The organism is Ramlibacter sp. (assembly GCF_050250995.1).
In the GTDB taxonomy this organism is placed as follows: Bacteria; Pseudomonadota; Gammaproteobacteria; order Burkholderiales; family Burkholderiaceae_C; genus Ramlibacter.
In genome coordinates, this window is the sequence record NZ_JBFWNP010000030.1 from 49,696 (window position 1) to 64,763 (window position 15,068).

The 15,068-nt window shown below is 71.6% G+C and carries 1 protein-coding gene and 1 pseudogene; both read right to left on the reverse strand.

Going from position 1 to position 15,068, the window contains the following annotated elements; genetic code table 11:
* Nucleotides 1–14,664, reverse strand: coding sequence for an Ig-like domain-containing protein (locus AB7E83_RS18275; protein ID WP_428571986.1), 14,664 nt, complete (start codon nucleotides 14,662–14,664; stop codon nucleotides 1–3).
* Nucleotides 14,665–14,760: 96 nt separating this feature from the next.
* Nucleotides 14,761–14,946: pseudogene (locus tag AB7E83_RS18280) on the reverse strand (Ig-like domain-containing protein); the annotation flags it as partial.
* Nucleotides 14,947–15,068: the final 122 nt, after the last annotated feature.

Sequence of the window (15,068 nt, forward strand, 5' to 3'; positions counted from 1 at the left end):
TTACGCGCCTGCACGACCTCCTGGCGGACGCTTCGCCGGTTGACCATCGAGCGCACGTGCCAACAGGGCCTGATCCGACCGGCCCGGCGTTTGTTCCCGCGCCGTGCGAATCTGGTCGGCGAACTTCGCCGCCGCACGCTTCGCGGGCTTCTCTTCCTTCCTGGCGTCTTCGTTTTCGCCATCCTTGGCTTCCGCGGTTTCGCTCGTGTCGACGAACGCCGCATCGGCCTGTCCGGGGTCGGCGGGCGCGGTCGACCGCTGATCGGCCGATTCGCCGGGCACCGACGGCACGAGCGAGGCATTCCCGCCCGCGCCGACTTGGATGTTGACCTGTGTCGACGCCTCCAGTCCGTTATTGTCGCGCGCAACCACGCGGATTTGCAACAAATCGTTAAAGCCGAGCGGGGGCTGGCCGGTGATTTGTCCCGTTGCCGCGTCAAATCTCACCCAGTTCGGCAGCGGTTGCCCGTTGGCGAGGCCGGCTTCGAGCTGGACCGTGGCCGTCGCACTGGTGTGCGCGAACGCGGACGGCGGGATGGTGATCGAGAAGCCGCCGGAGGTCACCGTGGGCTGCGTCGTGATCGGCTCGAACCGGACCAGCGTGTCGTTGCCCTGCGGGCTGCGCGCGAGGCCCAGTTGCTCCGGCGTGACGCGCGCGACGTTGAAGGTCGGCGCGGTCGCGGTCACCGTCGAGAACAGCGGCGTCGACAGGTTGCCCGAGCGCGTCGCATCGCTGACGATCGCGAAGTTCGTGCGCACCTGCCGGCCGGCGTCGTCGCTTGCGACGATCTGCAGCTGCAGCGTCGGCATCGGGCCGGTCTCGGGCCGGCCGTTGATGAGGCCGGACGTGCTGTCGAACACGAGCCAGGGCGGCAGCGGTGAGCCGTCGGCCTGCCGCGCCTCGAGCGTCACGATGCCGGTGCCGCCGGCCGCGAAGGCGTCGGACGGAATTGCGAAACTGACCCCGTTGGAGCTGGCGCGCAGGTCCGGAATGCCGTTGAGCACGGTGACCGCGGTGGGCGGCGGTGCGCCGGTGCTCGTGCCGGCGGTCGTGGGCGTCGCGGCCTGGAAGCCGGTGCGAACGGGCTCGACGACGCGCGAAGCCGCTGCCGGCGTGCCGACTGGCTGGATCGTCACGATGCCCGTGGACACGTCGGCCGCGGGTGCATTCGCGCCGGTCGCGGCGCCGGGCGCGGCGACGATCGTGCGCGCCACGTTCGGCAATGTGCCGCTGCCGCCGGTGAGCGTGCTCGGACCCGTCAGCGTCGACGTGTTGAGCGTCGGCGATGCGGGCGCCGGCGCCTCGGCGGACGCGGAGGTCGGCGTCGGCTGCAGGATCTGCTCGATCGTCACGGGCGCCGGGATGGGCGCGGCCACCGGAGCCGTCGGCACGACCACCGGCGCAGGCGCCGGCACCGTGACCGGCGCGGGCGGCGGCGGGACCGGAACCGGAACTGGCGCGGGCGGCGGTGGCGCAGGCGGCTCGGGCACCGGCGCGGGCGGCGGCGGGACGGGCACGGGAGCCGGCGGCGGCGGGGCCGGCGGTTCGGGTGCTGGTGCCGGCGGGGCCGGAGGCTCTGGCGCCGGGGCAGGCGGCGGCGGGGCAGGCGGCTGCGGTGCCGGCGGCGGCGGAGCGGGCGGTTGCGGCGCGGGAGGCACGACCGCACCGCCGCCGCCGCCGTTGTCGACCGGAGGCGGAGCCGGCGGCGGGGGCGCGGGCGGGGGCGGCTCGACCGGCGGCGGGGCCGGCGGTTCCGGCGCGGGCGCCGGCGGCGGAGGCGGCGGCTCGGGCGCCGGCGGCGGCGCCGCGGTGTCGTTCACGTCGAGGACGCGCATGCGCACGGCCACCGCCTGCGACCAGTTGCCCGCGGCGTCGCGTGCCTGCACCATCTCCGTCATCTCGTTGGGCGCCGTCTCGAAGTCGTTGACGGCCGCGCTCGCTGCGCCGGCGGCCGTCATGCGGATCTGGCCGCCGCTCGAGATCATGAAGTTGCCGTCGGCGCTCATGTTGCCGCCCGAGTCGGCGAAGCGGAACGCCATGACGGCGCCGCCGTCGGTCGCCGTGACCCAGCCGAGCGCGTCGCCCGCGGCGCTGTTTTCCGAATAGCTGATCACCTGGCCCGAGGCGATGACGGGCGCCTCGTCGTCGACGTCGCGCACGCGCAGCGTGAACGTTTCCGCGGGGGACCACTGGCCTTTGGTGTCCTGCGCCTGCACCGAGTACATGAACACGTTGGGCGTCGCCTCGAAGTCGTTCGCCGCCGATGCGGCGCCGGCCGCCGTCAGCACGACACGGCCGTCGTTGCCGATCGTGAAGAAGCCGTCGGCGCTGGTCGTCGTGCCGGTCGCGGTGAAGCGGAAGGCCGCGACGCCCACGTCGTCGTTGGCCGTCACGTCGCCCACCGTGTCGCCCGCTACGCTGTTCTCGTTGTATTCGAACAGCTGGCCGGCCGCGACGACGGGCGGCGTGTCCGGCGCCGGGGCCGGCGGGGGCGGGGCCGGCGGGGGCGGGGGCGGCGGCTCCGGCGCGGGCGGCGGCGGCGGGGGTGGCGCGGGCGGCGCGCCATTGGTGACCGTGGCGTCGGTGAACGTCACCGCCGTGTTCCCGGCCAGGTCCACGAGAGCGCTCGAACCCGGTGCGTAGCCGACGGTGATGGTGTCGCCGCCCGAGACGGCGGAAGCGAGCGTGAGGGTGACGGTCTTGGCCGCGGCGTCCACGCTGACCGAGTCCACGCCTCGTGCGGCCCCACCGACCTTGACCGTGTAGTCGCCGGCCGCCGGCGTCGTGCCCGCGAGCCCGCCCGCCTCCGTGTACGTGAGGACGAGCGTCGTGCCCGTGGCGTGCGCCGCGCTCAGCACCGGCGCCGACGTGTCGACGACGATGGCGAGTGCCGGCGAGACCCCCGATGCATTGCCGGCCGCGTCGGTGACGGTGGCCGTCATGCTGCGCGTGCCGGCGGTGAGCGTGGGCGTGATCTCCACGAAGCCGCCGGTGATGTCGGTCGCGGAGAGCGTCGCGCTCGCCACTTCGATGCCATCGGCGAAGAGCCGCACGACGTCGCCCGCGACCGGCGCCGCCGCGCCGCTGCCCGCGAGCGTGACGCGAACCGTCGGCGTGGTGTCGGCCGTGATGTTGTCGCTGTCGCTCGCGCCGCTGTCGCTCGCCGCGACGAGGTCGAGCGTCGGCGCGGCCGGCGCGGTGACGTCGGACGAGCCGTTGCTCACCGCGCGATCGACGAGCGCGGCGGCGACGTTGCCGGCAACGTCGGCCAGCGGGTTCGCGCCGGGCGTGTAGCTCACCTTCACGGACTCGCCGCTGTCGACGGCGGAGGCGAGCGTGAGGGTCACGGTGCCGGCGACGGCGTCGACGTTCACCGCGGTGACGGCGCGTGCCGAGCCGGCGACGTCGACCACGAAGTCGCCGGTTGCCGGATTCGCCGCGGCCAGTCCGCTGCCGCTGTCGGCGTACGTGAGCACGATGCTGCTGCCATTGGCCGTCGCGCTGGCGAGCGTCGGCGCGCCCGTGTCGATCGTGATGGCCGTCGGATGGCTCGCGGCGACCGAGATGTTGCCTGCCGCATCGGACTGGCGAACCTGCACGGCGCCGGCCGCGTACTGCCCGGAAGCCAGCGTGAAGGCCGAGCCGGAACCCGTCGTCCACGTCGCGCCGCTGTCGACGCTGTACTGCCAGGTCGCGCCGGTCTCGAGACCGCCGACCTGCATGAGGCCGTTGCTCGTGGTGCCGTCGCTTGCGCTCGTGCCCGTGTCCGCGGACATGGCAAGCGTCGGCGCCGTGGGCGGCGTGGTGTCGGGCGCGGCGGCGGTGTCGACCGTGACCGTGCGCGTCGCCGCGGCGCTGGGGTTGCCGGCGGCATCCGTCGCGACCACGCTGACCGTGTAGGTGCCGTCGGCCGGAATCTGCGCGCTCGCGAACGCACGGCTCCAGTTGCCCGAACCGTCCGCGGTCGTCGTGAGCGTCGTCGAGCCGAACGTGACGGAGACCGTCGCGTTGGCTTCGGCCGTGCCGATGACCGTCACGCCCGCGGCCTTCTCGGTCGCATCGATCACATCGTTGGCGGCGACGCTGCCGAGCGTCGGCACGCCCGGGGCGGCGGTGTCGATGGTGATCGTCCGCGTGCCGGCCGCGCTCACGTTGCCGTCCGTGTCGGTAGCGACGGCGCTGATCGTCTCCGTGCCCTGCCCCATCGCCGTGAGGTCCGCGGCCACGAGCGTGTAGCTCCACTGGCCGCTGCCGTCGGCGGTGACGGTGCGCGTGTTGCCGCTGCCCAGCGTGAGCGCGACGCTCGCGTTGGAGCCGGCCGTGCCGGTGATCGTCGAGCCGGCCTCCGCCGCATTGACGACGTCGTTGCCAGCCACGATGTCGATCGACGGCGCGCCCGGCGCGCCGGTGGCGACGGTGATGGCGCGGGTGCCGGCGCTGCTCACGTTGCCCGCGGCATCCGTCGCGGTCACGCTGACCGTGTAGCTGCCGTCGGCGGGAATCTGCGCCGAGGTGAACGTGCGGCTCCAGTTGCCCGAGCCGTCCGCGGTCGTCGTGAGGGTCGTGCCGCCGAACGTGACGGAGATCGACGCGTTGGCTTCCGCCGTGCCGCCGATCTCGATGCCCGCGGCCTTCTCGCTCGCACTCACGCGGTCGTCGCCGGCGACCGCCGTCACGACCGGCGCCGAGGGCAGGCCCGTATCGACCACGACGCTGCGCGTGACGGTGGCGCCGACGTTGCCGGACGTGTCGGTGGCGGTCACGCTGACCGTGTGCGTTCCGTCCGCGGGAATCTGCGCCGAAGTGAACGCCTGGCTCCACTGGCCGGACGCATCCGCCGTGGTGGTGAGCGTCGTCGAGCCGAAAGCGATCGACACGGACGCATTCGCTTCCGTCGTGCCGGAGATCGTCACGCCCGCGGTCTTCTCGCTGGCGGCGATGCGGTCGTCACCGGCCACGACGGCGATGGTCGAAGTGCCGGGCACATCGGTGTCGATGGTGATGGTCCGCGTGGTCGCCGGGCTCACGTTTCCGGTCGCATCCGCCGCGGTGACGCTGATCGTCTCCGTGCCCTGGCCCATGGCCATGATGTCGGCCGCGACCAGGGTGTAGGTCCAGTTGCCGCTGCCGTCGGCGGTGACCGTGCGCACATTGCCCGCGCCGAGGGTCAGGCTGACCGTCGCGCCCGCTTCGGCCGTGCCCGCGATGGCGCTGCCGGCCTCGGACGCATCGATCGCATCGTCGCCCGCGATCGTTGCGATGGTCGGCGCGGCGGGTGCGGTCAGATCGACCGTCACGGAAGTCGCGGCACTCACGCCGCCGACGTTATTCGCGGCGTCCACGACGCGGCTCGTGACGCCGAACGTCCCCGCGCCCTGCGCGGCGATGGTCGCCTGCGACACGATGACGGTCGCGCTGCTGCCGGCGATGTCGCCGGAGGTGAGCGTGTAATCGACGACCTGCGCACCCCAGTTGATTCGCAGCGTGTCGCCCGCGACCGCGTTCGTGCCGCCGAGGTTCACGACCACCGGCGTTCCATTGGCCGCTTCGGCCGCGCTGATGCCGCCGCCCGCGTTCTCCGAAACGGTCGGCGCGCCGGCGGGCGCCACCGGTCCTGCCAGCACCACGCTGACGGACGTGGCGGCGCTCGCCGCGCTCGCGTTGCCCACCGAGTCGACGAGCTGCGTGGTCACGTTGAAAGTGCCCGTGCCCTGCGCCGTGATCGTCGCCTCCGGCACGGTGACGGTCGCGCTGTTGCCGGTGACGTCGCCGCTCGTGAGCGTGTAGTTGAAGGTCTGCGAACCCCAGTTGATGCGCAGCGTCTCGCCCGCGACCGCGCCGGTGCCGGTGAGGTCCACCACGACCGGCGTGCCGTCGGCCGCCTCGGTCGCGTTGATGCCGCCGCCGCCGTTCTCGGCGATGGCCGGGGCCGTGCCGGGCGCCGACGGCGCGGTCGTGTCGACGGTGACGCTGCGGCTGCCCGCGCTGCTCACGTTGCCTGCGGCATCGGTGGCCGTCGCGCTGACCGTGTAGGTGCCGTCGGCGGGAAGGTCTCCGCTCGCGAAGTTGCGTGTCCAGACGCCCGACCCGTCGGCCGTCGTCGTGAGCGTGGTGCCGCCGAAAGTGACGGAGACCGTCGCGTCGGCCTCGGCCGTGCCGCTGAGCGTGACGCCCGCGGTCTTCTCCGCGGCATTGACGACGTCGTCGGTGGCGATGGCATTCAGCGCCGGTGCGCCTGGCGCGCCGGTGTCGATGGTGATCGCGCGCGTGACGGTGCCGCTGACGTTGCCCGTCGTGTCCGTCGCGGTGACGCTGATCGTCTCGGCGCCCTCGCCCATCGCCGCGATATCGGCGGGAACGAGCGTGTAGGACCAGTCGCCGTTCGCATCCGCCGTGAACGTGCGCACGTTGCCGATGCCGAGCGTGAGGTTCACCGTCGCGTTCGCTTCGGCCGTGCCGGTGATGACGCTGGCGGTCTCGCCGGCATTGACGATGTCGTTGCCCGCGACGACGTTGATCGCCGGTGCGCCGGGGCCGCCCGTGTCCACGGTGACGCTGCGCGTGCCCGCGCTGCTCACGTTGCCGGCGGCATCGGTCGCGGTGACGCTGACCGTGTAGGTCCCATCGGCAGGGATCTGCGCCGCGGTGAAGGCGCGGCTCCAGTTGCCGGAACCGTCGGCCGTGGTCGTCAGCGTCGTGCCGCCGAACACGACCGAGACGGCGGCGTTCGCTTCGGCCGTGCCGGCGATGGTGATGCCCGACGTCTTCTCCGCATCGCTCACGAGGTCGTCGCCCGCGACGACGCCCACGACCGGCGCGACCGGCGTGCCGGTGTCGATGCCGATTGACCTCGTAGTAGCGCCGCTGACATTGCCTGCGGCATCGGTGGCCGTGACGCTGATCGTCTCCGCGCCCTGGCCCATGGCCGTGATGTCGGCGGCGACGAGCGTGTACGTCCAGTCGCCGTTCGCATCCGCCGTGAACGTGCGCACGTTGCTGCCGAGCGTGAGGCTGATCGTCGCGTTCGCTTCGGCCGTGCCCGTTATCGCGCTGCCGGCCTCGGCCGCGTTGATCACGTCGTTGCCGGCCACGACGTTGATCGTCGGCGCATTGGGTCCGCCCGTGTCGACGGTGACACTGCGGCTGGCGCTGCTGCTCACGTTGCCGGCGGCATCGGTCGCGGTGACGCTGACCGTGTAGGTGCCGTCGGCGGGAATCTGCGCGCTGCTGAACGCCTGGCTCCAGTTGCCGGCGCCGTCCGCGGTCGTCGTGAGCGTCGTGCCGCCGAAGGTGACGGCGACCGATGCGTTGGCCTCGGCCGCGCCCGTCAGCGTCAGGCCGGCCGACTTCTCGGCGGCGCTCACGTTGTCGTCGGCGGCGACCGCGCCGATGGACGGCAGGCCCGGCGTGCCGGTGTCGATGCTGATGGCGCGCGTCGTCGCCGCGCTCACGTTGCCCGCGGCGTCGGCCGCGGTGGCGCTGATCGTCTCGGCGCCCTGGCCCATGGCCGTGATGTCCGCGGCGACGAGCGTGTAGGTCCACTGGCCGCTGCCATCGGCCGTGACGGTGCGCACATTGCCCGAGCCGAGCGTGAGGCTGACCGTCGCGCCCGCTTCCGCGGTGCCGGTGATGGCCGAACCGGCCTCGCCCGAGTTGATGACGTCGTTGCCGGCCACGACGTCGATCACCGGCGTGCCGGGCGTGGCCGTGTCGACGGTCACGGATCGCGTGCCCGCCAGGCTCGCATTGCCGGCGGCGTCCGTGGCGGTGACGCTCACCGTGTAGGTGCCGTCGACAGGAATCTGCGCCGGCGTGAACGCCTGGCTCCAGTTGCCCGAACCGTCGGCCGTCGTCGTGAGCGTCGTGCCGCCGAAGGTGACGGAGATGGCGGCATTGGCTTCGGCTGTACCGGAGAGCGTGAGTCCCGCCGTCTTCTCGGCGGCATTCACGAAGTTGTCTCCCGACACGGCATTGACGACGGGTGCGCCCGGCGTCGCCGTATCGAGCGTGATCGCACGCGTGCCCGCGCTGCTCACGTTCCCCGCGGCATCGGTGGCCGTCGCGCTGATCGTCGCGGCGCCCTGGCCCAGCGCCGTGATATCGGCGCCGACGAGCGTGTACGTCCACTGGCCGCTGCCATCGGCTGTCACCGCGCGCACGTTGCCCGTGCCCAGCGTCAGGTTTACGGTCGCGTTCGCCTCGGCCGTGCCGGTGATGGCGCTGCCGGCTTCGGCGGCGTTGATCTCGTCGTTGCCCGCGACCAGGTCGATGACCGGAGCGGCCGGCGGCGTGAGGTCCACCGTGACGCTCGTCACCGGGCTCAGGCCACCCACGTTGTTCGCGGAATCGATCACCCGGCCCGTCACGTTGAACGTGCCCGCACCTTGCGCGGAGACGACCGCATTCGACACGTTCACCGTCGCGGTACCCGCCGTCACGTCGCCGGAAGTGACCGTGTAGTCCACGATCTGCGTGCCCCAGAGGACCCGGACCGTGTCCCCGGCAACCGCGTTCGTGCCCGCGAGGCTCACGGCGACATCCGTTCCGTCTGCCGCCTCCGCGGCGTTGATGCCTCCGCCCGCGTTCTCCGCGATGGTCGGCGCGCTGCCCGGCGCATTCGGCCCGGCGAGCGCGACCGTGACGCTCGTCGGCGCGCTCGCCGCACTCGCATTGCCCGCGGCGTCGACGACCTGGGTCGTCACGTTGAAGGTGCCGTTGCCTTGTGCCGTGATCGTCGTGTCGGGCACGGTGACCGAGGCGCTGCCGCCGCTCACGTCGCCCGCGGTCAGCGTGTACGTGTAAGTCTGCGCGCCCCAGTTGATGCGCAGGGTGTCGCCAGCCGTCGCATTGGTTCCGGTGAGATCGACGACCGCCACCGTCCCGTCCGCGGCCTCGATGGAGTTGATGCCACCGCCCGCGTTCTCGGCAATGGCGGGCGCGCCCGGCGTGCCCGGGGCCGTCGCGTCGACGGTCACCGTGCGCGTGCCGGCACTGCCAGCGTTGCCGGCGGCGTCGGTTGCGGTGACGCTGATCGCGTGGTTGCCGTCGGCCGGAACCTGAGGGGCCCCGAACGTCCGGCTCCAGTTGCCGTCGTTGCCGGCGGTGGCGGTGAGCGTCGTGCCGCCGAAGGTGACGGCCACCGTGGCGTTCGCTTCCGCGGTGCCGGCGATGGTCACGCCGGCCTGCTTCTCGGCCGCATTGATCACGTCGTTCGCCGCAACGAGGCCGATGGTCGGCAGGCCCGGCGCGACCGTGTCGATGGTGATCGCGCGCGTGCCCGCGGCGCTCGCGTTGCCGGCCGCATCGGTGGCCACGGCGCTGATCGTCTCGGCGCCTTCCGCCATGGCGGCGATGTCGCCCGCGACGAGCGCATAGCTCCAGTCGCCATTGACGTCCGCGACCACCGTGCGCACGTTGCCCGTGCCCAGGGTGAGCGCAATCGATGCGCCGGCTTCGGCGGTGCCGGTGATCGTCGATCCGGCTTCCGCCGCATTGACGACGTCGTCGCCGGCGACCACCGCGATGACGGGCGCGCCGGGCGCGCCGGTGTCGACCGCGATCGTCACGCTGCCGGCCCCGCCGTTGTTGCCCGCGGCATCGGTGTAGGCGCCGACCGCGACGGTCACGCCCGCGCTCGCATTGGTGGCGTTCGCCGCTGGCGTGAACGTCGCCGTGTAGACCTTCGGATCCCCGGTGCTCGCGAAGTTTGAAATCGTGCCGTCCGTCGCGGCGATGTCGCCCGCCACGAAGTCGAGCGGCGCTTCGCTGAACGTGAACGTCAGCGTGGCCGTTTCGCCGTTGCCGACGCTGGACTTGCTGCTCGCGATCGAGAGCGTGGGCGCGGTCGTGTCGACCTTGTAGGCCGCGTCGTCGGTGACCGCGCCGTGCGTGAGCGTCGCGTCGTTGCCCGAGGCGTCCCTGAGCGCGCCCGCATTGAGCGCCAGCGCGTTCGCCGCGATCGCGATGCCGTTCGCATCCGTGTCGCCGGCCTGCACCGTGTACGCGAACGTCAGCGTCGTCGTGCCGCTGCCGCCCGTGTAGCTCGCCGCGCGGCTGTCCGCGCCCACGTTCAACGCCAGTTGCGGCGTGCCCGTCACGTTGGTGGCTTCGCTCATCGTCACCGTGACGGTGACCACGTCGCCCGCGTTCAGCGTGCTCGCCTGCGCACCCGTGGCGCTGGTGATCGCCACGCCCGTGACCGTCGGGCCGCCCGCGTCCACCGTGATTGCGCCCAGTTGCGCCGCCGTGCCCACGTTGCCCGCCGCATCGGTCTGCCGCACCTGCACCGCGTTGGCCGCATACGTGCCCGCGCCCAGCGTGAAGCTGCCGCCCGTGCCGGCCGTCCACGCGCCGCCGCCGTTGGTGCTGTACTGCCACGTCGCGCCGGCCTCCAGCCCGCTCACGTCCACCTGGCCGTTGCTCGTGACGCCGTCGCTGTTGCTCGCGCCCGTGTCGCTCGCCAGCGCCGCCGTCGGCGCGTTCGGCGCCGTCGTGTCCACCTTGTACGCCGCGTTGTCGCTCGCCGCGCCATGCGCGAGCGTCGCGTCGTTGCCCGAGGCGTCCCGGAGCGTGCCCGCATTGAGCGCCAGCGCGTTGGCCGCAATGGCGATGCCGTCGATGTCCGTGTCGCCCGCCTGCACGGTGTAGCTGAACACCAGCGTCGTCGCCGTGCTCGCGCCCGCGTCGTACGTGGCCGTGCGCGCGTTCGATCCCACCTGCAGCGCCAACTCGGGGCTGCCCGTCACGGTCGTGGTTTCGCTCATCGTCACCGTGACGGTGACCACGTCGCCCGCGTTCAGCGTGCTCGCCTGCGCACCCGTGGCGCTGGTGATCGCCACGCCCGTGACCGTCGGGCCGCCCGCGTCCACCGTGATCGCGCCCAGCTGCGCCGCCGTGCCGACGTTGCCCGCCGCATCGGTCTGCCGCACCTGCACCGCGTTGGCCGCATACGTGCCCGCGCCCAGCGTGAAGCTGCCGCCCGTGCCGCTCGTCCACGCGCCGCCGCCGTTGGTGCTGTACTGCCACGTCGCGCCGGCCTCCAGCCCGCTCACGTCCACCTGGCCGTTGCTCGTGACGCCGTCGCTGTTGCTCGCGCCCGTGTCGCTCGCCAGCGCCGCCGTCGGCGCGTTCGGCGCCGCCGTGTCCACCTTGTACGCCGCGTTGCTCGTCACCAGGGCATGCGTCAGGCTCGCGCCGACGCCGCCGGTGTCGCGGATCGTGCCGCCATTGAGCGAGATGGCATTGGTGCCGATGGAGATGCCGTCGAGGTCCGTCTCGCCCGCCTGGATGGTGTACGTGAAGACCAGCGTGCTGCCGCCCGACCCGCTCGCATACGTCGCGTTGACGGTCGTACCGCCGATTTGGAGCGCGACCGAGGGGGCACCGCCCGTCGTGTCCACGAGCGTGTCTTCGCTCATCGTGACGGTGACGTTGACCACGTCGCCCGCATTCAGCGTGCTGTTCTGCGCCCCCGCGGCGCTCGTGATCGCGACCGAGGCCACGGTCGGCGCGCCACCGTCCACGACATACGGAATCGCGTTGCTGGCCTGACCGCTCGCATTGCCCGCGGCATCGAGTTGCCGCACCCGCACCTCGCCACCCGAATAGGTTCCGTCGCCCAGCGTGAACGTGGTGCCCGAACCGGTTGCCCAGTCGGTGCCGCCATTGATCGAGTACTCCCACGTGGCGCCGGGTTCGATGCCGCCGACGGTGATCTCGCCGTTGCTCGTGACACCGTCGGCGTTGTCGGTGCCCGTGTCCGCGGTCAAGCCCATGGTCGGCGTGGCCGGGGCGGTGGTGTCGACCTTGTAGCTGGCATTGTCCGAAACGCTGCCGTGGCCCAGCGCCAGGTCGTTGCCCGCGCCGTCCTTCAGCGTGCCGCCGTTCGCGGCCAGCGCATTGCCGCCGATGGAAATGCCGTTGGCATCGGTGTCGCCGGCCGCGATCGTGTACTCGAAGACGAGGCTCGTCGTGCCGGAGCCGCTCGCGTAGGCCGCGATCCGGCTTTGCCCTCCAACGTCGAGCGTCAGCTGCGGATTGCCCGTGACCGTCGTCGCTTCGCTCATCGTGACGGTGACGCTGACCTTGTCGCCCGCGTTCAGGGTGTTCGCCTGCGCGCCCGTCGCGCTCGTGATCGCCACGTTCGTGACCGTCGGCACCGTGCTGTCGATCGTCACCGTGTTGGCCGATGCCGCGCTCACGTTGCCCGCGGCATCCACCGTGTACACCTTGTAGGTGCCGTCGATCAGCCCGGTGGCCGCCAGCGCCGTGTCCGCGTTCGCGCTTGCGATGGCGACCGCATTCCACACGTTGCCCGCCGCGTTCACGATGCTCGCTTCGTCCGTCACCGTCACGCTCGACGCCACCAGGTAGGCCGTGCCCGGCTCGCTGGACTGCACCAGCACCTCACCCGTGTTCGCGACCGTCGCCGCCGTCACGCTCGCCGTGGGCAGGCCGCTGTCGACCTTGTACGCCGCGTTGTCGCTGGCCGCACCGTGCGTGAGCGTCGCGTCATTGCCGGACGCGTCCTTCAGCGTGCCCGAACCGAGGGACAGCGCATTCGCGGCAATCGCGATGCCGTTCGCGTCCGTGTCGCCGGCCTGCACCGTGTAGGCGAACGTCAGAGATGTCGTGCCGCTGCCGCCGGTGTAGCTTGCCGTGCGGCCCGTGCCGCCGACGTCCAGCGTGATTTCCGGCGTTCCCGTGACGGTCGTGGCTTCGCTCATCGTCACCGTCACGGTGACGACGTCGCCCGCGTTCAGCGTGCTGTTCTGCGCGCCCGTTGCGCTGGTGATCGCGACTCCGGCGACCGTGGGTCGCGCGGTGTCGACCGTGAGCGTGACCGTGTTGTTCGCATCCGCACCGTCGGTGTTCAGGTTGCCCGCGGCATCCGTGAACTTGCTGCTCGCCACGCTGATCGTGCCGTTGGCCGTGCTGTCCGCCGTCGGCGTGAACGTCGCCGTGCGCGTGAGGCCCGTGCCGCTCAAGGTGCCCAGCGTGCCGCCGCCCACCGCGATGTCGCTCGCGTCGAAGCTCGACCCCGGGTCTTCGCTGAACGTGAAGGTGATCGTGGCCGTCTCGCCGGCCTTCAAGGTCGCCGCATTGCTCGTGATGGCAATGGTCGGACGCTCGGAGTCGATCGTGAGCGTCACCGTGTTGTTGGCGTCGCCACCGTCGGTGTTCAGGTTGCCTGCGGCGTCCTCGAACTTGCTGCTTGCAACGCTGATCGTGCCGTCGGCTGTGCTTCCTGCGGTCGGCGTGAATGTCGCGGTCCGCGTCAAGCCCGTGCCGCTGAGCGTCCCGAGCGTGCCGCCGGATACCGCGATGTCCGTGGCATCGAACGTCGCGCCCGGGTCTTCGCTGAACGTGAAGGTGATGGTCGCCGTCTCGCCCGACTTCAGCGTCGCCGCGTTGGTGGTGATCGCGACCGTCGGGCGTTCGGAGTCGATCGTCAGCGTGACCGTGTTGTTCGCGTCGCCGCCGTCGGCGTTCAGGTTGCCTGCGGCATCCGTGAACTTGCTGCTCGCCACGCTGATCGTGCCGTTGGCGGTGCTGTCCGCCGTCGGCGTGAACGTCGCCGTCCGCGTGAGGCCCGTGCCGCTGAGCGTGCCCAACGTGCCGCCGGTCACCCCAATGTCGCTCGCGTCGAAGCTCGAACCCGGGTCTTCGGTGAAGGTAAACGTGATCGTCGCCGTCTCGCCCGCTTTCAGCGTCGCTGCGTTGCTGGTGATCGCCAACGTCGGCCGTTCGGAGTCGATCGTCAGCGTGACCGTATTGTTCGCGTCGCCGCCGTCGGTGTTCAGGTTGCCCGCGGCATCTTCGAACTTGCTGCTCGCCACGCTGATCGTGCCGTTGGCGGCGCTGTCCGCCGTCGGCGTGAACGTCGCGGTGCGCGTCAGGCCTGTGCCGCTGAGCGTGCCCAGCGTGCCGCCGCTCACCGCGATGTCGCTCGCGTCGAAGCTGGAGCCCGGGTCTTCGCTGAAGGTGAAGGTGATCGTCGCCGTCTCGCCCGCTTTCAGCGTCGCTGCGTTGCTGGTGATCGCCAACGTCGGCCGTTCGGAGTCGATCGTGAGGGTGACCGTGTTGTTGGCGTCGCCGCCATCCGCGTTCAGGTTGCCGGCGGCGTCCTCGAACTTGCTGATCGCCACGCTGATCGTGCCGTTGACCGTGCTGTCCGCCGTCGGCGTGAAGGTCGCCGTGCGCGTCAGGCCCGTGCCGCTCAGCGTGCCCAACGTGCCGCCGCTCACCGCGATGTCGGTGGCGTCGAAGGTCGCACCCGGGTCTTCGGTGAACGTGAAGGTGACCGTCGCCGTCTCGCCCGCCTTCAAGGTTGTGGCGTTGCTCGTGATGGCAACGGTCGGACGCTCCGAATCGATCGTCAGCGTGACCGTGTTGTTCGCGTCACCGCCGTCGGTGTTCAGGTTGCCTGCGGCGTCCGTGAACTTGCTGCTCGCCACGCTGATCGTGCCGTTGGCTGTGCTGTCGGCCGTCGGCGTGAAGGTCGCCGTCCGCGTCAGACCCGTGCCGCTCAGCGTGCCCAGCGTGCCGCCGCTCACCGCGATATCGGTCGCGTCGAACGTCGCGCCTGGGTCTTCGCTGAAGGTGAAGGTGATGGTCGCCGTCTCGCCGGCCTTCAGCGTCGTTGCGTTGCCGGTGATCGCCAACGTCGGCCGTTCGGAGTCGATCGTGAGGGTGACCGTGTTGTTCGCATCGCCGCCGTCGGTGTTCAGGTTGCCTGCGGCGTCCTCGAACTTGCTGCTTGCAACGCTGATCGTGCCGTCGGCTGTGCTTCCTGCGGTCGGCGTGAATGTCGCGGTCCGCGTCAAGCCCGTGCCGCTCAATGCGCCCAGCGTGCCGCCGCTGACTGCAATGTCAGTTGCGTCGAACGTCGCGCCTGGGTCTTCGTTGAACGTGAAGGTGATGGTCGCCGTCTCACCGGCTTTCAACGTCGCGGCATTGGTCGTGATGGCGACCGTCGGACGCTCCGAGTCGATCGTCAGCGTGACGGTGTTGTTGGCGTCGCCGCCGTCGGTGTTCAGGTTGCCTGCAGCGTCCGTGAACTTGCTGC